The sequence below is a fragment of the Microbacterium invictum genome (assembly GCF_014197265.1).
Classification (GTDB): domain Bacteria; phylum Actinomycetota; class Actinomycetes; order Actinomycetales; family Microbacteriaceae; genus Microbacterium; species Microbacterium invictum.
The window spans coordinates 225,818-250,923 of the sequence record NZ_JACIFH010000001.1 but is presented as its reverse complement, the minus strand read 5'-3'; the positions used below and the strand labels follow the sequence as shown (position 1 = coordinate 250,923).

21 protein-coding genes and 1 tRNA gene are annotated in these 25,106 nt (G+C 69.2%); 5 read left to right on the top strand and 17 right to left on the bottom strand.

All coding sequences use genetic code 11. From position 1 onward, the window contains the following. Positions 1–128: 128 nt before the first annotated feature. The 7 genes from tmk to BKA10_RS01220 form a co-directional block, all read right to left on the bottom strand. Positions 129–752: a dTMP kinase gene (gene tmk, locus BKA10_RS01250; protein ID WP_183498211.1), complete on the bottom strand. Its 624-nt coding sequence runs from the start codon at positions 750–752 to the stop codon at positions 129–131. After that, positions 749–3,442: a type I DNA topoisomerase gene (topA, locus tag BKA10_RS01245; RefSeq protein WP_183498209.1), complete on the bottom strand. Its 2,694-nt coding sequence runs from the start codon at positions 3,440–3,442 to the stop codon at positions 749–751. Before topA ends, tmk begins: the two co-directional genes overlap by 4 nt. Positions 3,443–3,509: 67 nt before the next feature. After that, positions 3,510–3,827, bottom strand: coding sequence for a helicase (locus BKA10_RS01240; RefSeq protein WP_183498207.1), 318 nt, complete (start codon positions 3,825–3,827; stop codon positions 3,510–3,512). Positions 3,828–3,861: 34 nt separating this feature from the next. Further along, a complete protein-coding gene (locus tag BKA10_RS01235) occupies positions 3,862–4,200 on the bottom strand; it encodes a TadE family type IV pilus minor pilin (RefSeq protein ID WP_248199113.1) in 339 nt (112 codons plus the stop codon). Continuing rightward, positions 4,197–4,370: a DUF4244 domain-containing protein gene (locus BKA10_RS01230; RefSeq protein WP_183500994.1), complete on the bottom strand. Its 174-nt coding sequence runs from the start codon at positions 4,368–4,370 to the stop codon at positions 4,197–4,199. Before BKA10_RS01230 ends, BKA10_RS01235 begins: the two co-directional genes overlap by 4 nt. 135 nt (positions 4,371–4,505) lie before the next feature. After that, positions 4,506–5,435 carry a type II secretion system F family protein gene (locus tag BKA10_RS01225; RefSeq protein ID WP_248199115.1) on the bottom strand — a complete coding sequence of 310 codons (930 nt, stop codon included), beginning with the start codon at positions 5,433–5,435 and terminating at the stop codon, positions 4,506–4,508. After that, a complete protein-coding gene (locus BKA10_RS01220) occupies positions 5,432–6,559 on the bottom strand; it encodes a TadA family conjugal transfer-associated ATPase (protein WP_372491423.1) in 1,128 nt (375 codons plus the stop codon). Before BKA10_RS01220 ends, BKA10_RS01225 begins: the two co-directional genes overlap by 4 nt. 407 nt (positions 6,560–6,966) lie before the next feature. Between BKA10_RS01220 and acs the strand changes: the two genes are divergently transcribed. Then, the gene (acs, locus tag BKA10_RS01215; RefSeq protein ID WP_183498205.1) at positions 6,967–8,931 is read left to right on the top strand and encodes an acetate--CoA ligase; all 1,965 of its coding nucleotides are present in this window, start codon (positions 6,967–6,969) and stop codon (positions 8,929–8,931) included. Positions 8,932–9,020: 89 nt separating this feature from the next. Here the strand turns inward: acs and BKA10_RS01210 are convergent, their stop codons facing one another. Beyond that, entirely contained in the window at positions 9,021–9,488 is a 468-nt protein-coding gene (locus tag BKA10_RS01210) for a RidA family protein (protein WP_183498203.1), read from the bottom strand. After that, a complete protein-coding gene (gene sp36 / locus BKA10_RS01205; RefSeq protein ID WP_183498201.1) occupies positions 9,488–9,703 on the bottom strand; it encodes a Sp36 family protein in 216 nt (71 codons plus the stop codon). Before sp36 ends, BKA10_RS01210 begins: the two co-directional genes overlap by 1 nt. An 89-nt stretch (positions 9,704–9,792) precedes the next feature. On the opposite strand from sp36, the gene BKA10_RS01200 reads away from it, so the two are divergent. The 4 genes from BKA10_RS01200 (at position 9,793) to BKA10_RS01185 (ending at position 14,394) form a co-directional block, all read left to right on the top strand. After that, the gene (locus BKA10_RS01200) at positions 9,793–12,414 is read left to right on the top strand and encodes a transglycosylase domain-containing protein (protein ID WP_183498199.1); all 2,622 of its coding nucleotides are present in this window, start codon (positions 9,793–9,795) and stop codon (positions 12,412–12,414) included. Positions 12,415–12,416: 2 nt separating this feature from the next. Beyond that, a complete protein-coding gene (locus tag BKA10_RS01195; protein WP_372491425.1) occupies positions 12,417–13,370 on the top strand; it encodes a metallophosphoesterase in 954 nt (317 codons plus the stop codon). A gap of 112 nt (positions 13,371–13,482) precedes the next feature. After that, positions 13,483–13,559: transfer RNA gene (locus BKA10_RS01190), tRNA-Pro, on the top strand. A gap of 70 nt (positions 13,560–13,629) precedes the next feature. Next, positions 13,630–14,394, top strand: coding sequence for an HAD-IIB family hydrolase (locus tag BKA10_RS01185; protein ID WP_183498197.1), 765 nt, complete (start codon positions 13,630–13,632; stop codon positions 14,392–14,394). Positions 14,395–14,510: 116 nt separating this feature from the next. Here the strand turns inward: BKA10_RS01185 and BKA10_RS01180 are convergent, their stop codons facing one another. From BKA10_RS01180 to BKA10_RS01145, 8 genes are all read right to left on the bottom strand, one after another. After that, the gene (locus BKA10_RS01180) at positions 14,511–15,782 is read right to left on the bottom strand and encodes an alpha-hydroxy acid oxidase (RefSeq protein WP_183498195.1); all 1,272 of its coding nucleotides are present in this window, start codon (positions 15,780–15,782) and stop codon (positions 14,511–14,513) included. A 25-nt stretch (positions 15,783–15,807) separates the two neighbouring features. Next, complete coding sequence (locus BKA10_RS01175; protein ID WP_183498193.1) at positions 15,808–16,515, bottom strand: FadR/GntR family transcriptional regulator; 708 nt, start codon at positions 16,513–16,515, stop codon at positions 15,808–15,810. A gap of 69 nt (positions 16,516–16,584) precedes the next feature. Then, positions 16,585–17,238 (bottom strand): thymidine kinase, encoded by a 654-nt coding sequence (locus tag BKA10_RS01170; protein WP_183498192.1) that lies wholly within the window; start codon positions 17,236–17,238, stop codon positions 16,585–16,587. Between the two features lie 78 nt (positions 17,239–17,316). Further along, a complete protein-coding gene (locus BKA10_RS01165; RefSeq protein ID WP_248199117.1) occupies positions 17,317–19,719 on the bottom strand; it encodes a glycoside hydrolase family 3 protein in 2,403 nt (800 codons plus the stop codon). 130 nt (positions 19,720–19,849) lie between these two features. Beyond that, positions 19,850–20,275: a pyrimidine dimer DNA glycosylase/endonuclease V gene (locus BKA10_RS01160; RefSeq protein WP_183498190.1), complete on the bottom strand. Its 426-nt coding sequence runs from the start codon at positions 20,273–20,275 to the stop codon at positions 19,850–19,852. A 16-nt stretch (positions 20,276–20,291) separates the two neighbouring features. Beyond that, positions 20,292–22,232: a DUF2207 family protein gene (locus BKA10_RS01155; RefSeq protein WP_183498188.1), complete on the bottom strand. Its 1,941-nt coding sequence runs from the start codon at positions 22,230–22,232 to the stop codon at positions 20,292–20,294. Positions 22,233–22,235: 3 nt separating this feature from the next. Next, complete coding sequence (locus BKA10_RS01150; RefSeq protein ID WP_183498186.1) at positions 22,236–23,714, bottom strand: malate:quinone oxidoreductase; 1,479 nt, start codon at positions 23,712–23,714, stop codon at positions 22,236–22,238. Between the two features lie 231 nt (positions 23,715–23,945). Beyond that, on the bottom strand, positions 23,946–25,016 hold the full coding sequence (locus BKA10_RS01145; RefSeq protein ID WP_183498184.1) for an aspartate-semialdehyde dehydrogenase: 1,071 nt from the start codon (positions 25,014–25,016) through the stop codon (positions 23,946–23,948). Positions 25,017–25,106: the final 90 nt, after the last annotated feature.

Here is a 25,106-nt window from a genome sequence, read left to right as displayed (position 1 = left end):
CAGGAGATATCACCAGGACAGGAGAGGTTACCGGTCACACGTCCTGTGTCCATGACTTCTCCTCCCTCCGGAAGGTGGTCAGGCGGGTGCGGCCGGAAGGTGGTCAGGCGGGTGCGGCGGGGAGGTGGTCAGGCCAGGGCCGTGGCGACGCGATCGCGAATCGTGGATGCCAGTTCCTCGGGCGACCGGGTCGCGTCGAGCACCAGGAACCGCGCAGGCTCCGCGGCAGCGAGCTGCAGGAACGCCGCGCGCACACGCTCGTGGAACTCGGCCTTCTCGGCCTCGAGGCGGTCGAACGGTTTGTCGGCCGCGTCGAGCCGGGCGCGCGCGGCCGCCGGGTCGAGGTCGAGCAGCACCGTCACGTCGGGCAGCGCTCCGGCGGCGGCCCAGAGGGACAGATCGCGGATCTCCCCGGCATCCAGCACCCGACCCGCGCCCTGGTAGGCGACGGACGAGTCGAGGTAACGGTCCTGGATGACCACGTCGCCCCGCTCGAGCGCCGGTCGCACGAGCGTCGCCACGTGGTGAGCGCGGTCGGCGGCGTACAGCAGCGCCTCGGCGCGCGGCGCGATGTCACCGCGGTGGTGCAGCACGATCTCGCGGATCAGCACCCCCACCTCGGTGCCGCCCGGCTCGCGCGTGCGCACGACCGCGCGCCCCTGGTCACGCAGCCAGTCCTCCAGCAACGCCGCCTGGGTGGTCTTGCCCGAGCCGTCGCCGCCTTCGAACGTGATCCAGAGGCCGTCGGTCACTTCTTCTTCGCCGGGGCTTTGCGGGTCGTCGTCCGCCGTGCCGGCTTCTTGGCCGGGCCCTTGGCGCGCTTGTCCGCCAGCATCTGCACGGCGATCTCGTACGTGATGTCGTCGACGGTCTGTCCGCGCGGAATCGTCACGTTCGTCGTCCCATCGGTGACGTAGGCGCCGAATCGGCCGTCCTTGATCTTGATCGGCTTCTCGCTGACCGGGTCGGGCTTCTCGAAGTCCTTGAGCGCACTGGAGGCTCCGCGGTTGCCGTACTTGGGCTGCTTGTAGATCTCCAGCGCCTGCTCGAGCGTGATGTCGAAGATGAGCTCTTCGCTGCCGATCGAGCGCGAGTCGGTGCCTTTCTTCAGGTACGGGCCGTACGGACCGTTCTGCGCGGTGATGGGCTGCTCGGTCTCGGGGTCGACGCCGACGGTGCGCGGCAGCGCCAGGAGCTGCAGCGCGGTGCCCAGGTCGATGGTCTCGGGCGACATGGACTTGAACAGCGACGCCCGGCGCGGCTTGGGGGCCGCCTCCTTCTTGGCGCCGCGCTTCTTCGGAGCTTCTTCCACCGGCGCCGGCGCCTCGGGCAGCACCTCTTCGAGGTACGGGCCGAACCGGCCGTCCTTCACGACGATGTCGCGGCCGGTCTCGGGGTTCTGCCCGAGCAGCCGGTCACCGCCGACGGGGGCATCGATGAGCTCCTGCGCCTTCTCGGCCGTCAGCTCGTCGGGCGCGAGATCGTCGGGCACGTTGATCCGCCGCGGCGTCTCGTCTTCGCCCGTCGCCGGCAGCTCGAGGTAAGGCCCGTACTTTCCGAACCGGAGGGTGGCGACGTCGCCGATGGGCGTCGAGTTGATCTCGCGCGCGTCGATGTCGCCGAGGTTGTCGACGATGTTGCGCAACCCGACACGGCCGTCCTCGTCGCCGAAGTAGAACTTGCGCAGCCACGCGGCGCGGTCCTGCTCGCCGCGGGCGATCGCATCGAGGTCGTCTTCGAGCGCCGCGGTGAAGTCATAGTCCACCAGCTCGGTGAAGTGCTGCTCGAGCAGCCGCACGATGCTGAACGCGAGCCAGCTGGGCACGAGCGCCTGACCGCGCTTGCTGACGTAGCCGCGGTCGAGGATCACATCGATGATGCTCGCGAACGTCGACGGCCGACCGATGCCCTTCTCCTCCAGCGCCTTCACGAGCGACGCCTCGGTGTAGCGGGGCTTGGGGCTCGTGGCGTGACCCTTGGCCTCGATCTCGCGCAGCCGCACGTCGTCGCCGACGGTGAGCGGCGGCAGCGCCTGGTCCTGATCCTGGTCGCTGTCGCCGCGCTTCTCGTCGCGGCCCTCTTCGTACGCCTCGAGGAAGCCCTTGAAGACGTAGACGGTGCCCGACGCGGTGAACGTGGCCGTCGCGTGGTCGCCGGCGCCGGTCACCACGGCGTCGAGCGTGACGGTGGTGGTCTCGTACTTCGCGTCCGACATCTGGCTGGCGATGGTGCGCTTCCAGATGAGGTCGTACAGGCGTGCTTCGTCGCGATCGAGGGCGGATGCCACGGACGCGGGCGTGCGGAACTCCTCGCCCGACGGGCGGATCGCCTCATGCGCCTCCTGCGCGTTCTTGCTGTTGTTGCGGTAGCTGCGCGGGTTCGCCGGTACGGCCTTGTCGCCGTACAGCGCGACGGCCTGCGCACGAGCGGCGGAGATCGCCTGCGTGGACAGGGCCGTCGAGTCGGTGCGCATATAGGTGATGTAGCCCTTTTCGTAGAGTCGCTGCGCGACGCCCATGGCGTGCTTGGCGCTCATCGAGAGCTTGCGCCCGGCCTCCTGCTGCAGGGTGGAGGTCGTGAACGGGGGCTTGGGGCTGCGGGTGCCGGGCTTGGCCTCGACCGACACGACCGAGGCGGTGCCGTTCTTCTCGAGCACGGCCGCGAGGTCGCGGGCCTGCGTCTCGGAGAGCACGACGACGGCCTTCTTGAGCTGGCCGTTGTCGTCGAAGTCGGTGCCGCGCGCGAGCGGTGCGCCGTCGAGCCGGGCGAGGCGGGTCGCGAAGGACTGTGCATCGGATGCGAGGGCGGATGCCGTGGCGTCCACGTCCCAGTACGACGCCGACACGAACGCCATGCGCTCGCGCTCGCGGTCGACGACCATGCGGGTGGCGGCGGACTGCACGCGGCCGGCGGAGGTGCCCTGGCCGACCTTGCGACGGGTGACGTCGGAGACGTCCCAGCCGTAGAGGCGATCGAGGATGCGGCGGGTCTCCTGCGCGTCGACGAGCGCCAGGTCGAGGTCGCGGGTGTTGTTGACGGCGGCCTGGATGGCGTCCTTGGTGATCTCGTGGAACACCATGCGCTTGACGGGGACCTTGGGCTTGAGCGCCTCGAGCAGGTGCCAGGCGATGGCCTCGCCCTCGCGGTCCTCATCAGTGGCGAGCAGGAGTGCGTCGGCGGTCTTGAGGGCGCGCTTGAGCTCGGCGACGGTCTTGCGGCCGCGATCGCTCTCCACATATAGAGGAGTGAAGTCGTTCTCGATGTCGATCGAGTACTTGCCGACGGACGTCTTCTTCAGCTCTGCCGGGATGTCCTTCTTGTCCGCCAGATCGCGGATGTGCCCGACCGAACTGAGCACCTCGTACCCGTCGCCCAGGTATCCCTGGATCGACCTCATCTTCGTCGGAGACTCGACGATGACGAGCTTTTTGCCGTCTGCCACGTGGCGTCCTTTCTTCGATGCACACCATACACACAGCGGCAACCGGAGAAAGCTGGGAGTCCGCCGATCAGGGTGCCGACCCCGCGCGGGCGCGCGCGCGAGCGGTGAAGACCCCGACGGGAACGGTGACCTCGACGGTGGCGATGAGCGCATCGACGGTGCAGGACGCCAGTTCGGCACCGGCCCGGCCGGTGAGAGCGGCCGCGCGCTCGCACGGGATGCCGGAGATCGCACCGGCGGCGGCATCCGCGGCCGCGAGCGCTGCGGCGTCGGCCAGCCCGGCGGCCTGCACGCTGCGGACGGCCGCGACCCCTGCCCCGGCGACGCCGACGGCGAGCGTCGCGGTGACGGCGAGCGCGCCGACGGCGAGGGCCGTGCCACTCATGCGATGGCCGTCGTCGAGCCGCCGGAGGGAGTGCTCATCGCCCGTCTCCGGCGGCGCAGGCGACGGCCCGCATGGGCGGCAGCGGCAGCGGGACGGGAACCGAGACCCGCGCCTCGGCGCAGACGAGATCGCCGTCGTCGCTCATCCGAACGGTTGCGTCACCGCCGACCTGGGCGAGCGCAGCATGCACACGCGCGTCGGTCTCACCGCGAGATGCCAGCCGTGCCGCCTGCGCGGCCGCCTGCTCGAGGCGGATCTGCCGGGATGCGCCGGCAAGTGTCGCGACGGTCAGCACGATGATCATCACGACGGCGGGGACGATGACGGCGAACTCCGCCGTCACCGAGCCCCGCTCGTCGCGGTGACCGGTCACTGCACCGTCAGGGCGCGGCGCACGAGATCGGTGAGGATCCCCCGCACCTCGTCGCTGCGCATGATGATCACCAGCAGGCCGGCGAAGGCGACGGCGGCCATCGTCGCGATGGCGTACTCGGCGGTGGCCGCTCCGGTCTCATCGTCGTAGAGGGTGCGGGCACGACGCATGGTGAGGCGCGGGAGTCGTTCGGGTGACGTGGTGCGCGCCGGCGCGGCGGGCGCATTCAGGGTGGAATCGGACACGGGGTCTCCTTCGGATGGTGGGTGTCGGGTGGGCACGATCAGGGACGAGTGCGAGCGCGGTCACAGGACCACGACCTCGCTTGTGAGCACGGACAGCAGCATCGGCCCGACGCCCAGCAGCATGAAGGCCGGCAGCGTGCACACGCCGAGGGGGACGAGGAGGCGGCCGCCGAGCCTGGCCGCCCGCAGGCGTCCGTCGGTGCGGGCCCGGTGGCGCGCCGAGGCGGCGGCGGCGCGCAGGAGGTCGATGGCAGGCGCGCCCGCGATGCGGGAGAGGCGGAGGATGCCCTCGGTCTCGGGCTGGATGGCTCCGCCCCCGCTGCCTTCGACCACGCGGAGGGCCCGGTCGATCGAGACGCCTCCACAGAGCGCGATGGCCACGACCTCGCACTGCAGGCCGGGGATGCCGGCATCGGGCTGCGCCCCGGCGATGAGCCGCCGCGTCCAGTGCCGGGCGACCAGCATGAGGACGGCGCCGAGGACGACACATGCGATGCCGATCGGGTGGGTCAGCGTCGCAGCGATGTCGAAGCCGAAGAGCAGGCCGAGGGCGATGGCGACCAGGGGCAGCCAGGCGATGAGCCGTGCAGTGGCGACCGGCTCGGCGAGGGCGACGGTGACATCGTCGCGAGACTCCTGACTGTCGCGCAGGGCATCCGCGGTGCTGCGCAGACTCGGGGCCAGCGGGGCACCGACGGTCTGCGACACCCGCCACGCGACCGCGACCTGCTGCCAGGCGCCGCCCATCCCCTCGAGGGTGTCGACCGTCGACGCACCGCCCGCGGTCGCTGCCGTCACGCGCGCGGCGACCGGGTCGCCCGCGGTAGCCAGATGCTCCCAGGCGCGGTCGGGGATCACACCGGCCTGGAGCAGCACCGCGAGCCGCTGCACGGTTTCGGAGACGACGGCAGCCTCGGCGCCGTCGTCGGCCGGGCCGGGCCGCGTCGCACGCTGCTTCCGGCCGGTCGAGGCTTCGGTGGCGATGGTCACGAGGTTCTCTCCTCCACGTCCAGGCGACCGCCGGTGACGACGGGACGGGCGATGCCGGCGACCCGGCGTTGCCCGTCCGGTCCGCGGTCGACATGGATGACGGCGCCGATCGCGCTGACGACCTGGCGGGCGACGGCGTGGTCGTCCATGCCGGCGAGTGATCCGAGTGCCTCGAGCCGGGCAGGCACGTCGCGGATTCCGCCGGCGTGCACGGTGCCGGCGCCGCCGTCGTGCCCGGTGTTCAGCGCCGTCAGCAGCTCGCGCACCTCTTCGCCCCGGCACTCGCCGACCACGAGCCGGTCGGGCCGCATGCGCAGCGCCTCGCGCACGAGCCGGCTGAGCGGCACGCCGCCCGCGCCTTCGAGGTTCGCCTGCCGCGCTTCGAGCCGAACGTGATGCGGGTGCACGATCCGCAGCTCGGCGACATCCTCGATGGTGACGATGCGCTCGGCCTGCGGCACACGGCCCAGCAACGAGGCCAGCAGGGTGGTCTTGCCGGCGCCGGTGGCACCGGTGAGCAGCAGGTTCTCCCGATCGGCCACGAGCTGCTCGAGCCGTTGCGCCGTCGCCGCGTCGAACATGCCCCGCCGCCCGAGCTCATCGAGGTCGGGCGTGCGCGTCGCCGGCAGCCGGATCGAGATCGCGGTGCCGCCGCACGCCACCGGCGGAAGCACCGCGTGCACGCGCGCGCCGTGCTCCCAGCGCACGTCGACGCACGGCGCGAGGTCGTCGAGATGACGGCCGCCGATGCCGATCAGCGCGACGGCGAGTTCGCGTGCCCCGGTCTCATCCGTGTGCCAGCCGTCGACCGGCTCGACGCCGCTGCCCCGGTCGATGAACAGCCCGTCGGCGCCGTTGACGAACACATCGGTCACTGCCGGATCGAGCAGGAACGGCAGCAGCGGCTCGAGAGCGGGATGGTCCGGAAGCCTGCGGGGCGCGGCAGGGGCACGATCCATGGATGCCGGGAACGCGAGGCCCTCCGTCGTCGCGCCGCCCGGGAAGGCTGCGCCTTCCCCGCCGTACGCCCGATCCCGCATCGCCGGTGCCGCCGGAGCGCCGCCCCGGGACAGGGCGGATGCCGCCGCGGCCGGCCGGGGCTGTACGACGAAGAGCTCGGGCATACGCCGACGCTAGGCCGGTGGCATCCATCGCCGGAGACGGAGACGTCGATCCGTGGACAGCGCACGCGATCGCCGCGTTGGGGAGGAGGCGATGAGGCCGCGTCGCCGGAAAAGAGAGGGGCGGCATCCCATTGGGGGGAAATGGGATGCCGCCACATGCAGTGCCCCGCAAGTTGGGGGGACGGGACGCTGCATCGCCAGAATCAATGTTCGGCCACGGAAGAGCATACGCATCAGGTCGGTAGGCGCAAAACACCCCACGCGTCGCGACACGATATATCTGTCCGGATACTTCCGGATGCCGGTACTCACTATCGGCGGTAGTGCTCTCCACGAGCGCGACATAGATTGTGCGGTACCGTCCGGCATCCGTGCCGTCCTCATACCCGACGCGAAGGAGCGTGCCCATGAGCAGCCAGATCGACCACCTGCTGAACGAGAACCGCCGTTTCGCGCCGCCCGCCGAGTTCACGGCGACCGCGAACGGCACCGCCGAGCTGTACGCACAGGCGAAGGCCGACCGTGACGCGTTCTGGGCCGAGCAGGCCCGCGCGCTGCACTGGGACACCCCGTTCACCGAAGTGCTCGACTGGTCGAAGCCGCCGTTCGCGAAGTGGTTCGCCGACGGTGAGCTCAACGTCGCCTACAACTGTCTGGACCGTCACGTCGAGGCCGGCAACGGCGACCGGGTCGCCCTGCTGTGGGAGGGCGAGCCGGGCGATGAGCGCCGCGTCACCTACGCCGAACTGACCGACGAAGTCAAGCGCCTCGCAAATGTGCTCACGGACCTCGGCGTCGTCGCCGGCGACCGCATCGCGATCTACCTGCCGATGATCCCCGAGGCCGTCGCCGCCATGCTGGCCGTGGCGCGCCTGGGCGCGATCCACTCGGTGGTGTTCGGCGGGTTCTCGGCCGACAGCCTGCGCTCGCGCATCGACGACGCCGGCGCGAAGGTCGTCATCACCGCCGACGGCGGCTACCGCAAGGGGAAGGTGTCAGCCCTCAAGCCCGCCGTCGACCAGGCGCTGAGCGATCGGGGCGCGGGCGCGCAGGAGACGGTCGAGCACGTCATCGTCGTCCGTCGCGGCGAGAACGAGGTCGACTGGACCGAAGGACGCGACCTGTGGTGGCATGACGTGGTCTCCGCGGCATCCGCCGATCACACGGCGCAGCCCTTCCCCGCCGAGAATCCGCTGTTCATCCTCTATACCTCGGGGACGACGGGCAAGCCCAAGGGCATCCTGCACACCTCGGGCGGCTACCTCACCCAGACCGCGTACACGAACCGGGTCGTCCACGACCTGCATCCCGAGACCGACGTGTTCTGGTGCACGGCCGACATCGGCTGGGTCACCGGCCACTCCTACGTCACCTACGGCCCGCTGGCCAACGGTGCGACCCAGGTGCTCTACGAGGGCACGCCCGACACCCCGCACCCGGGCCGCTGGTGGGAGATCGTGCAGAAGTACGGCGTGACGGTGCTCTACACGGCGCCCACCGCGATCCGGTCGTTCATGAAGCTCGGGCGCAAGATCCCGAAGCAGTTCGACCTGTCGTCGCTGCGACTGCTCGGCTCGGTGGGCGAGCCCATCAACCCCGAGGCGTGGATGTGGTACCGCCAGGTCATCGGCGCCAAGACCGCGCCGATCGTCGACACGTGGTGGCAGACCGAGACCGGCGCGATGATGGTGTCGGCTCTGCCCGGTGTCACCGAGGCCAAGCCGGGCAGCGCCCAAGTGCCGCTGCCGGGCATCGCCATCGACGTCGTCGACGAGGACGGCGTGCACGTCGGCAACGGCAACGGCGGCCTGCTCGTGGTGACCGAGCCCTGGCCGAGCATGCTGCGCGGCATCTGGGGCGATCCGGACCGCTTCGTGGAGACGTACTGGGAGAAGTTCGCCGACAAGGGCTTCTACTTCGCCGGCGACGGAGCCCGCCTCGACGAGGACGGCGACGTGTGGTTCCTCGGCCGCGTCGACGACGTCATGAACGTGTCGGGCCACCGCCTGTCGACCACCGAGATCGAGTCGGCGCTCGTCGCGAACGAGGCCGTCGCCGAGGCCGCCGTCGTCGGCGCGTCAGACGAGACCACCGGGCAGGCGGTCGTGGCATTCGTGATCATCAAGCAGAGCTTCCTCGACGAGCACTCGCCCGAGGGCCTCGCCGGCACGCTGCGCCGCTGGGTCGGCGAGCAGATCGGCCCGATCGCCCGCCCGCGCGACGTCTACATCGTGGGCGAGCTTCCGAAGACCCGCTCGGGCAAGATCATGCGCCGCCTGCTGCGCGACGTCGCCGAAGGCCGCGAGGTCGGCGACACGACGACGCTTGCCGACACGATGGTCATGTCGGTCATCAGTGCGCAGGTCAAGTAGGCAGCTGCCCGATCTGGACGCCGCCAGGCCTGACGAGCAACGGGGCCGGCACCGCGAATGGTGCCGGCCCCGTGCAGGTCACATCGACCTCAGCTCAGCGCGAAGGTCACCTCGACCTCGACGGGGCTGTCGAGCGGCAGCGCGCTCACACCCACGGCGGAGCGGGCATGCCGCCCCGCATCGCCGAAGATCTCGCCGAGCACCTCGCTCGCGCCGTTGATGACGGCGGGCTGGCCGGTGAAGTCGGGGGTGGATGCCACGAAGCCGGTCACCTTGACCACTCGCACGAGCCGGTCGACACCGCCGGCGGCAGCCGCTGCCGCCGCGATCGCGTTGAGCGCGCTCTGGCGGGCGTAGGCCTTCGCGTCGTCGGGTGAGACGAGGCCGTCCGCGTCCCCGACCTTGCCGGTGGCGGGCATCGCGCCGCCGACCATCGGCAGCTGCCCGGAGGTGTAGACGAGGTCGCCGTGCACATTCGCCGGCACATAGGCGGCGACCGGCGGGACGACGGCAGGCAGCTCGATGCCGAGTTCGGCCAAGCGGTCTGAGACCGACATCATGCGCCTTCGAACTGCTGAGCGGCTTCGGCCGCGGCATCCAGCCCCGCGTTCGCGGCGCCACCGCCGACAGGACGCTTGAAGTAGGCGACGAGCCCACCCTCAGGGCCGGGAACGACCTGCACCAGCTCCCATCCCTGCTTGCCCCAGTTGTTGAGGATCGCTGCCGTGTTGTGGATCAGCAGCGGGGTGGTGAGGTACTCCCACGTGGTCATCGAAACTCCCTGAATAGTTGGCAGGAATCGGCGCGGCATACGGGGAGCCACCAAGGCTTCCCCCAGCTATCTCCCTTACGATCAACCCTATGCCCCACAAGAAACGGACGACCACCGGTGTGCTCGGTGGTCTCGCCGGCCTCGTCGGCCTGAGCGCTGTCGCCGGTGTTCTGGTGACCGCCACGGTCACCCCGGCCATCGCCGTATCCGGCTATGCCGCATCCAGTGCCATCGAAGTCTTCGACAACATGCCGAGCTATCTCGAGATCGACAAGCTGATGCTGCCGACCGAGATCTACGTCAAGAACGCGGACGACAAAGACGTCCTGCTCACGGAGTTCTACGACCAGAACCGCATTCCGGTCGCCTTCGATGAGGTCGCACCGGTGATGTACGACGCGATTCTGTCCAGTGAGGACAAGAACTTCTACTCGCACGGCGGCATCGACCTGATCGGCACCGTCGGCGCGCTCGTGGGCAACGCGACGAGCGGGTCCAACCGCGGTGGCTCGTCGGTCACCCAGCAGTACGTGAAGAACGTGCTGCAGCAGAACTGCGAGCTCACCGCCAACGGGCAAGAAGAAGTCAACGCCTGCTTCGAGCAGTACAGCGTGAACGAGGGCACCGCCGGCTACCAGCGCAAGCTGCAGGAGATGCGGTACGCCATCCAGCTGGAGAAGAAGTTCACCAAGAACGAGATCCTCAACGGCTACCTCAACATCGCCGGCTTCGGCGGTGTCGTATACGGGATCGGCGCGGCAGCCGAGTACTACTTCGGGGTCAACGCCAAGGACCTGACCATCGGCCAGGCGGCCACGATCGCCGGCATGGTCCAGGAGCCCAACACCTACCGCATCGACCGGCCGGACGGCTCGACCACGAACAAGGACGGCGAGCTCGTCAACAGCCAGGCGGACGGCTACAAGCTGACCAAGAACCGCCAGGTGTACGTGCTCGGGCGCATGCTCGAGGACGGCAAGATCACCCAGGCCGAGTACGACGAGGCGGCCGCCGCCCCCATCGAGCCGAACATCACCCCCCGATCGCAGGGGTGCGTCGAGGCGAAGGGCTCCGAGTTCTTCTGCGAGTACGTCGTCTCGCTCATCCAGAACGACGAAGCGTTCGGCGAGACTCCTGAAGAACGCTCCGCGAAACTGCGCCGCGGTGGCCTGAAGGTCTACACGACGCTGGACTACGACCTGCAGAAGGCCGCCCGCGACGCGATCTCGGTGGTGCCCGCCACCATGCCGAACATCGATCTCGGCGCCTCCGGCGTCCAGGTCGAGGTGGGCACCGGGCGCGTGCTGTCGATGGTGCAGAACCGCCCGTACAGCCCGAACGGCAGCGAGGACGGCAGCACGACCGCCGTCAACTACAACGTCCGCATGGCCAACGGCGGCAGCATCGGCCATTCGGCCGGTTCGACCTACAAGGTGTTCAGCCTCATCAACTGGATGGAGCAGGGCCACTCGGTCAACGAGTACCTCAACGGCCGTGTCGGCAAGAAGACCGTCGAGACCTGTGACGGTGCCGAGCAGGTCGTCCCGGCCGACAACAGCGGCGTACCCGGCCACATCGGCAACTTCGAGAACAACAACGGCTACACCGGCACGATCTACAAGTTCACGGTCGACTCGCTGAACTCCGGGTTCCTGTCGATGGCCGAGAAGATCTCGGTGTGCAGCACGAACGAAGTCGCCGGCAAGCTCGGCGTGACCTGGGGTGACGGCACGCCGCTCACCGACGTACCGGCATGGTCGGATGACCCTACCAACGCGCCGTACAACGTGCTGGGCTCGTCTGCCGTCGCCCCCATCGACATGGCCGCGGCCTATGCCGCGATCGCGTCGAACGGCATCCTCTGCGCGCCGAAGGCCATCGACAAGGTCGTGGACTCGGACGGCGTGGAACAGCCGATCCCTGACACCAAGTGCGAACGGGTCATGAGCGAGGCCGTCGCCTCGACCGCCGCGTACACACTGCAGGGCGTCATGAACGGCACCGGCGTCGGCGCGCGGACCTTCGATGGCACGCCGGTGTTCGGCAAGACCGGTATCCACCAGTACCTGCACACCTGGATGGACGGCGCCTCCACCGAGGTCGCCACCGTGGTGTGGGTCGGCAATGTCGTCGGCGAGAAGGAGCTCTGGCGGTACAACGCGAGCGGCTACCAGCTGTCCCGGATCCGCAACTCGATCTGGCCGAACATGCAGCGCGCCGCGAACGCGAAGTACGGCGGCGATGCGTTCCCGCAGCCGGATGCCACGCTCACCAAGCGCACGTACGTGACACTGCCGAGTGTCATCGGCATGGACGAGGACCGGGCCGTCGCGACTCTTGAGGCAGCCGGTTTCGATGTGAGGGTCGGCGATCCGGTGGACGGCAGCGAGTCCGAGGGCACGATCATCGAGCAGGATCCGGGCGCCGGTCGCGTGGCCGGTGGCACGACCGTCACCATCCGCCCGAGCAACGGCAAGGGCGCCACCGTGCCCGCCGTCAACGGCACGCCCGATGACGCTCGAGGACAATTGCGCTCAGCGGGATTCAGCAACATCGAGATGAAGTGCACCGAGACCGAGGGCGCGCCCGCCCAGGGCGTCGTCACCGGCACCTCCCCGGCGGCAGGAACCTCGGCGAACCGTGACACGGCGATCACCGTCGAGTACCAGAGCGACCGCTGCGGCGGCCGCGGCGGAAACGACGACGGGTGACCGTGACCGGCACCAGCCACCGCGTTGCCGCCCCCGTGAGCCCCTGGCTCGTGGGGGCGGCGGCCGTCGGTGCCGCCGGTGCGGCGGCAGCCGCCTGGGGCATCGGCATCGAGCGTCACCTGTACACGGTGCGGCGGCACGAGATGGCTGTCCTGCCCGCCGGCGCTCCCCCGGTGACCGTGCTGCACCTGTCCGATGCGCACATGGCGCCGTGGCAGAAGCACAAGCAGCGGTGGATCGCAGCGCTGGCCGCGGATGTGAAGCCCGACCTCGTCATCAACACCGGCGACAATCTCGGGCATGCTGACGGCCTCACCGGCATCCGGACCGCGTTCGCGCCCCTCCGAGACGTTCCCGGCCTGTTCGTGCACGGCTCCAACGATGTCATCGGCCCCATCGCGCGCAACCCGCTGCGGTACCTGGCAGGCCCATCCGCCCGTGAGCATCAGGTCGAGGAGCTCGACACGGCGGCGATGGACGCGTTCTTCACCGACGAACTGGGCTGGCGGGGTCTGAACAACGCGGCGGCCAGCCTCGAGATCGCGGGACTGCGCATCGACGCGTTCGGCGTGAGCGACGCGCACCGCGACTGGGACGAGCTCGACGCGCTCCCCGCCGCGATCGCGGGTCTACCCCGCGGTGAGGCAGCCGTGACGCTCGGCGTCACCCACGCCCCCTACCGCCGTGTGCTCGACGGATTCATCGACCTCGGAGCCTCCGCGATCTTCGCCGGCCACACCCACGGCGGGCAGGTGCGCATCCCGTTCTCACCGTCGGCGCTGGTCGCCAACTGCGACATCCCCCTCGATCAGGCCCGCGGACTCAGCACGTGGACCACTGCCGGCCGCACCGTGCCGCTGAACGTCAGCGCCGGCCTCGGCCACTCGATCTACGCCCCCGTGCGGTTCGGATGCCGGCCCGAGGCCTCCGTGCTGACGCTGACCGCGGTCGCGTGAGGTGAGCTGATGCGAAGACTGCCGCAGGAGAGCTGCGTCGATCTTCGGAACGCTCGATCTGCCCGTCGATTCGGTATCGGCGGCGCGAACGGGTAGACTCTCAGGGTTGCCACGGGGTGTGGCGCAGCTTGGTAGCGCGCTTCGTTCGGGACGAAGAGGCCGCAGGTTCAAATCCTGTCACCCCGACCAATCGAGAGGCTCCGACCGGTTCACCGGCCGGGGCCTCTCGTGTGAATACCGCGCACAACGAGAGGCCAGCATGACCACTCCCCGCCTTGTCGCCTTCGATCTCGACGACACCCTCGCCCCGTCCAAGAGCGCGATCCACCCGCGCATGGGCGAGCTGCTGCTGGCTCTCGCCGAGCGCGTCGAGGTGGCGATCATCTCGGGCGGTCAGCTGCTCCAGTTCCAGACGCAGGTGGTCGACCGGCTGCCCGCTGCCGATGCCGGCATCCGGTCTCGCATCCACCTGCTGCCCACGTGCGGCACCCAGTACTACCGGCTCAGCCCCGACGGCGTCACGACGGTGTACGCGCACTCGCTCACCGACGACGAGAAGCAGCGTGCGCTGAGTGCCGTCGAGGGCGAGGCCCGCCGCCTGGGCTTGTGGGAGGCCGAGACCTGGGGCGACATCCTCGAGGACCGTGGCTCGCAGATCACGTTCTCGGCCCTGGGCCAGACCGCTCCGCTCGAGGCGAAGAAGGCGTGGGACCCGACCGGCGAGAAGAAGAACGCGCTGCGCGATGCGGTCGCCGCGCGCGTTCCCGACCTCGAGGTCCGTTCGGGCGGCTCGACGTCGGTCGACATCACGCAGCGCGGCATCGACAAGGCCTACGGCATGCGCCAACTGGCCGATGAGACCGGCATCCCTCTCGACGACATGCTGTTCGTCGGCGACCGCCTCGACGAGCACGGCAACGACTACCCCGTCCTGGCGATGGGTGTGACCTGCCACGCCGTCACCGGCTGGGAGGACACGATCACGTTCCTCGAGCAGCTCATCCCGACGCTGCCCGCCCGCTGACGCGGGTGCGCCGAACTCCCGCGAGAGAACAACTCGGCGCCGAGAGAACGGGTCTCAACCGTTCCCTCGGCGCCACACTGTTCTCTCGGCGCGGGTGGGGACGCGCGGGCGGCCCGTCAGGCCTCCGCGCGCGCCGGAGCGCGGCGCGCGGCGGGCTGCGCCACGGGCACGAGGGCCTGCAGCTGCGTCACGTGGCGCGGTTCGAGCTCGGCCAGTGACGAGACGCCGAGCAGCTTCATGGTGCGCTCGATCTCGCTGCTGAGGATCGCGATCGTGCGGTCGACGCCCGCACGACCCCCGGCCATGAGCCCGTACAGGTATGCGCGGCCGATGAGCGTGAACTTCGCGCCCAGGGCAATGGATGCCACGATGTCGGCGCCGTTCATGATGCCGGTGTCGACCATGATCGTGGCGTCCTTGCCGACCTCGCGGACGACGTGCGGGAGCAGCCGGAACGGGATCGGGGCGCGGTCGAGCTGACGTCCGCCGTGGTTGGACAGGACGATGCCGTCGACGCCCAGGTCGACGAGCTTCGTCGAATCGGCGACGTTCTGCACGCCCTTGACGACGATCTTGCCCGGCCACAGCGACCGGATGACCTCGAGGTCGTCGTAGCTGATCGTCGGGTCCATCGCCGCGTTGAGCAGCTCGCCGACGGTGCCGCCGGTCGTGGTCAGCGATGCGAACTCGAGGCTCGGCGTCGTGAGGAAGTCGATCCACCACCACGGCCGCGGGATCGCGTTGATGATCGTGCCGAGCGTCAGCTGCGGCGGGATCGAGAAGCCGTTGCGCTTGTCGCGCAGGCGGGCGCCGGCCACCGGGGTGTCGACGGTGAACATGAGGGTGTCGAACCCGGCATCCGCAGCCCGCTGCACGAGCCCGTACGAGATCTCGCGCTCGCGCATGACGTACAGCTGAAACCAGTTGCGTCCGTGGGGGTTGGCGGCGCGGACGTTCTCGATCGAGGTCGTGCCGAGCGTGGAGAGGGTGAAGGGGATGCCGGCGGCGCCGGCCGCCCCGGCCCCCGCGATCTCGCCCTCGGTCTGCATGAGGCGGGTGAAGCCGGTGGGTGCGATGCCGAACGGCAGGGCCGAGGGACCGCCGAGGATCTCGGTGGACATGTCGACGTTCTCGGCCGGGCGCAGGATGTCGGGGTGGAACTCGATGTCCTCGAACGCCTGCCGGGCACGCGCCAGCGACAGTTCGCCCTCGGCGGCGCCGTCGGTGTAGTCGAAGGCGGCCTTGGGCGTCCGCCGCTTCGCGATGGTGCGCAGGTCGCTGATCGTGAGTGCCGAGTCGAGGCGGCGCTTGGTGCCGTTGAGCTCGGGCTTCTTGAACTGCATGAGTTCGAGCAGCTCGGAGATCTTGGGCAGCTGACGCTGAACCATGGGTGTCCTTCCTGGGTGTGCCGGATCAGCCGCGCAGGCCGGTCGCGGCCAGATAGCCGGTGATGTGCGCGCGAACGCGGGCGCGCGCCGTCTCGGCGTCGCGGTCCTCGATCGCATCGAGGATGTGGTGGTGTTCTTCCTGCAGGTGGCGGGCAGCCTCATCCCAGTCGGCGATCCGCTCGGCGCCGGTGCGCACGTAGCCCTCGATCACCGACCGCAGGCCGTTCATCGTCGCCGCGACGATCTGGTTGCCCGCGGCATCGGCCAGGCCGGTGTGGAACTGCGCATCGAGGGCGAGGAACTCCTCGCGGGTGAGGTCGGTGGCATCCAGCGCCTGCAGGGTGGCGCGGACCGCGGTGAGGTCGGTGTCGTCCCGCTCGGCGAGGTGGCTGACGGCCCAGGCCTCGAGGAGCAGCCGGGTCTCGACGACATCGTCGATCGGGAAGCCCTGTGCGGCGACCTGCAGTCGCAGGAACTGCGCCAGGCCGCCCGCGGGCGTCGCGATGATGATCGCCCCCGAGGTCGGGCCGGAGCCGGTGCCGGTGCGGATGAGTCCCATGACCTCGAGCACGCGCAGCGCCTCGCGGACACTGGAGCGGCCCACGCCGAGGGTGGCGGCCAGCTCGCGCTCGGGTGCGAGGTGATCGCCGGGTGTGAGCGTGCCGTCGAGGAGATCCTGCTCGATCTTCTCGAGCACGACGCGCCATGCGCGGGGGGTGGGTGTGTCGGCCATCGACATCCTTCCTGATGTCGGACCACACTAGTCGCCATGGTCTGACCACGCAAACCCGAGGTCACGGAATCAGCGCAGACGACCGGCCGACTCCTCCAGGTAGCAGCGTGCGCACATCGACTCGTACGTGACCCGGTCGGCCGACAGCTCGTCGATCGCGACCTGGTCGCCGTCGAACACGAACCGCCCGCCGACCAGGCGCGCGTTGAACAGTGCTTTGCGGCCGCAGCGGCAGATGGTCTTGAGCTCTTCGAGGGTGTGCGCGAGTTCGAGGAGGCGCGCCGACCCGGGAAAGGCGCGGGTCTGGAAGTCGGTGCGGATGCCGTAGGCGAGCACGGGGATGCCGTCGGTCACCGCGATCCGCAGCAGGTCGTCGACCTGGGCGGGGGTCAGGAACTGCGCCTCGTCGATCAGCAGGCAGGCCACGTCGGGGCGGGCTCCGGTGGCAGCCGACTCGGGGATGAGGGCGTCTTCTGCGCGGTCCTGCACGCGGCGGCGGTGCACGGCGAACAGCGCGCGCACGTCGTCGTCCGGACGAATCAGGAAGTCGACGTCGCGGTCGACACCGAGCCGGCTCGAGATGCGGTCGGCGCCCTTGGTGTCGATCTCCGGCTTCGCGAGCAGCACGTGCTGGCCGCGCTCTTCATAGTTGTAGGCCGCCTGCAGCAGTGCCGTGGACTTCCCGGAGTTCATCGCGCCGTAGCGGAAGTACAGTTTGGCCACCGGATGAGTCTACTGACCGCCATGCAGAGCGAAGCGGCGGGTCACCGATCGGTGACCCGCCGCCGCACTGTCAGAGTGCTACCTCTTGTGCTTCTTGGTGTCGTAGCTGAGCCCGTAGCCGAACGGGTACAGCGCCCCGTCGTCGGTCTCGTCGTAGCCCGGGGTGTCGCTGTTCTGCTGCTCGACTGCGGCACGGGTGCCGGCCAACGCGAACGGCATGCGCCCCTGCGGGTTGACATCACCCGAGACGATGTCCATCAGCGCTGTGGTGCTGTTGCCGAAGTTGGCCAGGATCGCGCCGGCGTCACGCAGGCCGCTTTCCTCATCGAGGACGAACGGCTGACGGAAGTAGATGTCGAGCACCGTGTTGGTGGCACCGACCTCGTCCATCACCTGCTGCACGTCGGCCAGCGCCGGGGTGACCTCCCACGAATCGGCCTGGCTCATGCCGGTGAAGTCGATGACGCTCGACTCCCACGGGAATGAACCGCCGAACCGCAGCCCGTTGTCGGTGCACGCCCCGGCCCCGTTCACGACACAGGCGTCTGCCGCACCGTACGGGCTCTGCCCGTCGAGACCGGTGATGCCCTCGATCGCGCTCGGGTTGATGTGATCGGGGTTGAGTCCGTACGCCGGGTCGTTGCTGACGTACTCACCCGTGTTGACGTTGCTCGCGGTCATCGAGATGAGCGCGACATCGGCGTCGGCGGCGGTGCGCTGCTCGGCGGGGTCGTTGCCGTCGATGACGTCGTAGCCCGCGTCAGCGACCTCGGCCGCGTCGACGTTGCCCAGCACGTAGACGGTCTCGCGTCCGTCGAGCGGGAGCACGGCGCCCCGGCGATCCTTCTGGTTCTGCAGAAGGACTGTCGACTTGCGCTGCAGGTCGAGTGCCGTCTTGCGGTGCTTGTCGCTGCCGACAATCTTGTCCGCGGCGCGGGCATCGACGTACGGGTTCTCGAACAGCCCCATCTCGAACAGCGGGGCAAGCAGGCGCTCGGCAGCAAGGTCGACCCGGTCGACCGTCACCAGTCCGGCATCCACCAGATCGGTGATCGTCTGGACCTCGTGGAAGCCCGACAGCGTGTCGGTGCCGCCGTTGATGGCCGCCGCGACCCGCTCGGGGATCGTCGCGTCTTCCAGGCCCCAGGCACGATCGTTGATGATGCCGGTGTCGGAGTTGACGTAACCGTCGAAGCCCATCTGGTCACGCAGCAGGCCGTTGACGATCTGGTCGGAGAAGGCCATGCCCACCTCGTCGTAGTCGACGCCCTCGTAGGTGACATCCACCGGCACACCGTAGTACGGCATGATCGACGAGACCCCGGCCTCGATGGCCGCCTCGAAGGGCTTCAGGTGATAGCCGAACGCGTCGCCCGGGTAGACCTGCGCCTTGCCGAACGCGTAGTGCGGGTCGAGGCCCAGCTCCTGCGGGCCACCGCCCGGGAAGTGCTTCATCGTCAGCGCGACGTCGGTCGACGGGCTCAGTGAGTTGCCGTCTTTCCCGACCTTGCCCTGCAGGCTCTCGACGAGCTCGCCCATGATCTCGGCGCCGAGGTCGGCGTTCTCGGTGAACGTCTCGTGCGTACGGTACCAACGGGGCTCGGTTGACAGGTCAGCCATGTAGCCGTACATGCCGCGGAGGCCGATGGCCGACCACTCGTCGCCCATCACTTCGGCGAAGTCCTCGACGATCGACATGTCGCCGATGGTGTTGGGCTTGTGCTTCTTGCCCTTCTTCTTCGCGTCGGCCTTGGCCTGCTCGCCGAGGGCCGCGGCGGCAATGCCCGCCTCCTTCGGGAACGCGGAGAACGCACCGGCAGCCTCGTTGATGCCGGCGCGAGCCTGGGGGTCGATGTGGTTGCGCGCGTTCGACTTGTAGAGCACGGGGATGCCGAGGCGCGTCGCCTCGCTCATCTCCTGGATCTCGTTCATGAACGTCGCCGCCTCGCCCGGGGTGACCCGCACGTTGGTGCCGAAGCCACCGCCCGCCGGCACGCACTCACCGCGCTCACCGGCATCCACGACGTTGCGGAAGATGAACCGGTGCATCTGCTGCGTGCCGATGTAGTCGGATGCCAGATCGTCCACCGTGCCGAACTCGCCCGTCTCGGGGTCGCACGACGCGTTGAGGGTGTCGATCAGCATGAGGCCCGCCTTCTCCTCGAGCGTCATCTGCGACATGAGGTCGGCGACCCGGTCCTCGACCGGCAGCCGCCAGTCCTCATAGGGGTCGAGTGTGCCGTTGGCGTTGAGGTCCTTGAACTTCTTGCCCTTGACCTTGATGATCTCCTTGGCCCGGGCATCAAGCGCGGGCGTCTTGACGTGGTGGCCCTTCGACCCGTGCGCGGATGCGCGGTCGTTGCGCTGAGCGTGGTCGGGTGCGGCGGCGACGGTGCCGGCTCCCATGACGAGCGTCAACGGAACGGCGACGGCGAGTGCCGCCATGCCGATCCGTCGACGCTTACGCGAGAATGCGTTCACAGTGGATCTCCTTTGAACTGGGTGCGGAGCACCCCTGAAGGCCCAGTCTGAGTGACACCGACAACTACCGCCCATGGTTGCCACCTGTTGTTTGGCGGTTGCCGACAATTGCAGCGGGTGGATGCCGTTGCTACGGCCGCTCCCACGCCTCGATCGCGCCCGGGATGACGGTGAAAGTCTCGGCGGCTGTCGCAACGCGCGGCAGCCGGCTGAGCCAGTCCGCGTCGCGAGCGGTGATCTTGCGCCGCAGGTGCTCCAGCTCGTAGGCGAGCTGGCCGTCGGTCACCGGGATGGCCGGGGAAGCGGCATCCACAACCGCGATGCGCGACGCGTCGAACCGGTAACCTCGCGCCGTCGCCTCGCTCTGCAGGCACCCGAGGAAGTGTCCGACCGCGGCGAGCGGGTCCGCTGCGCTGCGGAAGCGTTCGAGCTGGGGATGCCGCGTGTAGCCGCGGGTGCCACCGGCGAGCACCTTCTGTGCGAGCAGCGCCTCACGCCAGCAGGCGACCAGCGCCGCGCGATCGAGGATCGCGGCGTTCAGAGACCAGAGTCGCATCGGGCACCTGTCGGTATCAGCGTCCGCCGATGCCGCCGCCTCCCCCGCCGCCGCCCGAGAAGCCGCCGCCGAACGATCCGCCCGATGACGACCAGCCGCTGCTGGACGAGCTCCACGACGAACGCGAGCCACCCTTGGGTGACACCGGCGTGGCGGCGAGACGGCCGACCGACGAAGAGGCGCGGGCGAGTGAGCGCGAGGTGATCGCATCGAACAGCACGGCGCGCGACGCGAGATGCTCGGCTGGAAGCTCGGCACGGATGACCTTCGCCCACTCGTCTTCCATGCCGAACAGCACAGCGTAGGGCAGCAGTCGTTCGTAGACGTTGACGACGGGGCCGAGCCGGTTGTCGCCGAACGCGCGCCGGCCCGATGACACGAGGTCGGCCGTCTGCGGCGACTGTGCGGCCTTGAGACGGTCTTCCTCCGCCAGGGCGAGGTACTGCGTGATGCCTTCGAGCTCGTGGGCGTGCATGCCGCCCGCGACAGTGAGCACGGTCTTCGGCATGCGGATCACCAGTGCGCCGAGGAAGGCGAGCACGCAGCCCACAAGCGCAACGGCGACCACCCAGCCCGGGACGACGGTGAGCTCGTCGATCGTGCCCAGGGTGAACAGCGCCGTCAGCAGCGCTCCGAACATGACGCCGAGCCGCAACCCGCCGACCCAGCCCGGCCGCATCGCACGGTAGCCGCGCTGCAGCGTGAACTCGTCGATACGTCGCACGTAGGTGACGGCGCGCGCCGGCGGCGACGAGGTGAACGCGGTCAGTCGCACCCGCGCGCCCACACCGGCCTTGCGGCCGAACAGGGTCTGCACGATGCGCCGGTCGTCGTGGTCGAGGCCCTCGGGGTCGGTGAGGACGAGTTCGAAGTCTTCCGGGTCGTCGCGGTCGCCGGTGCCGTGGATCTCGATCTTGTCGCGGACCGCCAGGTCGACCGTGTGCGCGGCGAGTGCCCGCGCCGGCACATCGAGTACCCCGGCCGACAGGGTCAGGGACTCGTCGTCGGCGGGCGTGTACTGCACGATGACCGGGGTGCGGTCAGGGTTGCGTCGCAGCGTCCATCGCACGATCAGCAGCAACGGCAAGCCGAGTACGGCCAGTGCCAGGCCGAGCACCGGCACGATCCACTCCCACCACGGGTACGCGGCCGGCGGGGGCAGTGTCGCCGCGGCGAACGTGCCCGGGGTGAAACCGAGCGCGACGGTCACGTTCTCGTTCGGCCCGAGCCCGTCGGCCTGCGTGCTCATCGACACGGCACCCGATGCCGATGCACCGTGCCACGACGCCCACGATGCGGCGTCGGGCGGCCACTGAGCACCGATCTCCGGTTCGGTCAGCTCGCAGGTGTCGGTCGATCCCTCGGCACCCTGGTAGCACGAGACGGAATCGTCGAGCAGCCCCGCGGCGACCGAGCCGATCATGTGCACGGTGATGTCGGCGCGGTCGACCGGCTGCGGGTGGTCCGTGCCGACGGTGTCCCAGTAGAACTCCTCCGCCCCGGTGTCGGGGTAGCGCACCACGACGTCGCTCATCGTGTAACGGAACGTGTACTCCTGCGGGCCGTGTACGTACGAGTCGTCGCCGGTGAGGACGTAGACCCACTCCTCGTCCTCCTCGGTCCACCACGGCACCGCGGCATCATCCGCACCGGTGACCGAGATGACCTCGGTGCCGAGGTCGATGCCGGATTGGACCTTCGGCAGCGCCCGGACGAGGCCCTTGTTCTGATCGACGTCGGGGAAGGCCGCCACGAGCGTTTCGACCACGTAGAGCTGCGCCTGCTGGTCGGCGGAGCGGCTGAGGAAGTAGTCGCCCGTGAACGAGTCGAACGTGAAGTCGTCAACGTCTGCGTGGGCGGTGGATACCGGCATCCACACCATCAGCAGCGCGAGCAGGGCGGTGACCAGCGCCATCGGCATCCGCACGGCGCGGGAGTGCAGTGCTGGGCCCGCCATCCGTCAGGCGTTGATCGCGAGGGCCTGAGCCGTGCGCGTGACCGAGGCCGCGGCGAGCGGCGGGTCGGTGTTGAGGGTCTCGCCGTAGCTCGGAATGAGTGTGGTGAGCGGTTGCTTCCAGCCCTCGATGCGATCGGGGAAGCAGGTCTTCAGCAAGTTGAGCATGATGGATGCCGCGGTCGACGCGCCCGGGGATGCACCGAGGAGCCCGGCGATCGAGCCGTCGGCGGCGGTGACCACTTCGGTGCCGAACTGCAGCACGCCACCCTTGTCGGCATCCTTCTTCATCACCTGCGCGCGCTGACCGGCCTGGATGAGCTCCCAGTCCTCGTCTTTCGCGGTAGGCATGAAGGTGCGGAGCGAGTCGACCTTCTTCGCGTGGTTCTTCAGCAGCTCGCCGACGAGATAGGTGATCAGGCTGGGGTTGTCGATGGCGACCTTGGTCATGGGCCAGAGGTTGCCCGGGCGCACCTGGGCGACGATGTCGGTGATGCGGCCCTGCTTGAGGAATTTCGGGCTGAACGTGGCGAACGGGCCGAACAGGAGCGAGGCCTGGCCGTCGACGACGCGGGTGTCGAGGTGCGGCACGGACATCGGGGGCGCTCCGACCGAGGCCTGCGAGTAGACCTTGGCTTGGTGCTGCGCGACGATGGCCGGGTTCGTGGTCTTGAGGAACTGGCCGCCGATCGGGAAGACGCCGTAGCCGCCGATCTCCGCAATGCCCGACTTCTGCAGCAGTTTCAGCGCCCAGCCGCCAGCGCCGACGAAGACGAAACGGGCCGAGAAGCTGCCCGGGGTCTTGCCGAGCGAGTTGCGGTGTGAGACCTTCCAGGTGCCGTCGGCCTGCTTCTTCAGGCCGCGCACCTCGCGGTTGGTGACGACGTCGACGCCTTCGCTCTCGAGGTGGGCGAACAGCTGGCGGGTAAGCGCACCGAAGTCGACGTCGGTACCGGCGGGGACGCGGGTGGCCGCGAACGGCTCACCCTTACGGCGCTGCTGCATCAACAGCGGGGCCCACTGATTGATGACACGGGAGTCCTCGGAGTACTCGATGCCGGCGAAGAGCGGCTGGCCCTTCAGCGCCTCGTAGCGCTTCTTCAGGTAGGCGACGTCCTTCTCACCCTGGACGAACGTCATGTGCGGCACGGCGTTGATGAACGTCGACGGCTCGTCGAGGATGCCCTGTTCGATCCAGGACGTCCACAGCTGCCGGCTCTGCTGGAACTGCTCGTTGATGGCCACTGCCTTGGCGGGGTCGACCTCACCGTCGGGGCCGGCAGGCATGTAATTCAGCTCGCAGAGCGCGGCGTGGCCGGTGCCGGCGTTGTTCCACGCGTTCGAGGACTCCAGCGCGACCTCGGAGAGGCGCTCGCAGACGACGATCTTCCAGTCCGGCTGCAGCTGGTGCAGCAGCGTTCCGAGGGTGGCACTCATGATGCCCCCACCGATCAGGACGACGTCGACTGGTTCACTCACAATCATCAAGTCTAGGCCGCGGGCCTGGGTGTGCCGTCCGTGCCGGGGCACCGGCATCCGGCAAGGATCGCGGTTCTTTCACCTCTGTCATGCGCCGCGGTCCCTGGCCCAGCGTCTCAGCGCATCAGCGCCTCAGCAGCGGGAGAACAGGGTGGCGCCGAGCGTACACACCTCAGCTGTTCTCTCGGCAGCGAGGGGTTCTCTCGCGGTGACGGCGCAGGGCTGCGGAGCGGCGGGTCAGACGGGGGCTGACAGGCGGGCGGCGACGATCTCGGCGATCTGGACCGTGTTCAGCGCGGCGCCCTTGCGCAGGTTGTCGTTGCTGATGAACAGCACGAGGCCCTTGCCCTCGGGTGCGGACTGGTCGGCACGGATGCGGCCGACGAAGCTCGGGTCCTTGCCGGCCGCCTGAAGCGGGGTCGGCACCTCTTCGAGCACGACACCGGGGGCGGATGCCAGGACCTCGCGCGCCCGGTCGGGCGTGATGTCTCGGGTGAATTCGGCGTGGATCGACAGCGAGTGGCCGGTGAAGACGGGTACGCGCACGCAGGTGCCCGCGACGCGGAGGCCCGGCAGCTCGAGGATCTTGCGGCTCTCGTTGCGGAGCTTCTTCTCCTCATCGGTCTCATTGTCACCGTCGTCGACGAGGTTGCCGGCGAACGGGATCACGTCGAACGCGATCGGGGCGACGTACTTCTCCGGCTGGGGGAACTCGACCGCGCTGCCGTCGTGAACCAGCCGAAGGGTGTCGCCCTGGGCGAGGACGCTCTCGACCTGTCCGAGCAGTTCCTGCGCTCCCGCCAGCCCCGAACCCGACACGGCCTGGTAGGTGCTGACGATGAGGCGTTCCAGGCCGGCCTCGGCATCCAGCGCCTTGAGCACCGGCATCGCGGCCATCGTGGTGCAGTTGGGGTTGGCGATGATCCCCTTTGGCGGGTTCTCGGTCGCGTGCGGGTTGACCTCGCTGACCACCAGCGGAACCTCGGGGTCCATGCGCCAGGCGCTGGAGTTGTCGATGACGACCGCGCCGGCCTCGGCGAAACGGGGTGCGTGCGCGCGAGACCCGGTGGCACCGGCCGAGAACAGGGCGATGTCGATGCCGGTCGGGTCGGCGGTGGCGATGTCTTCGATGGTGATGGTCTCGCCGCCGAACTCGATGGTGGTGCCCGCCGAGCGGGCCGTGGCGAACAGCCGCAGCTCGCGGATCGGGAAGCCGCGCTCCGCGAGAATCTCGCGCATGACTGTGCCCACCTGGCCGGTGGCGCCCACGACGGCGACGGAGAGTCCTGAGTCAGAGATACGTGTCATGGCAGTATTCCTTGCGGCAGCGCGGGTGAAGTGCCCGAAGGGGCGGATGCCGCGAGTCTACCGGCCGGGCGGGTGTGCGCAGCGCGGTGC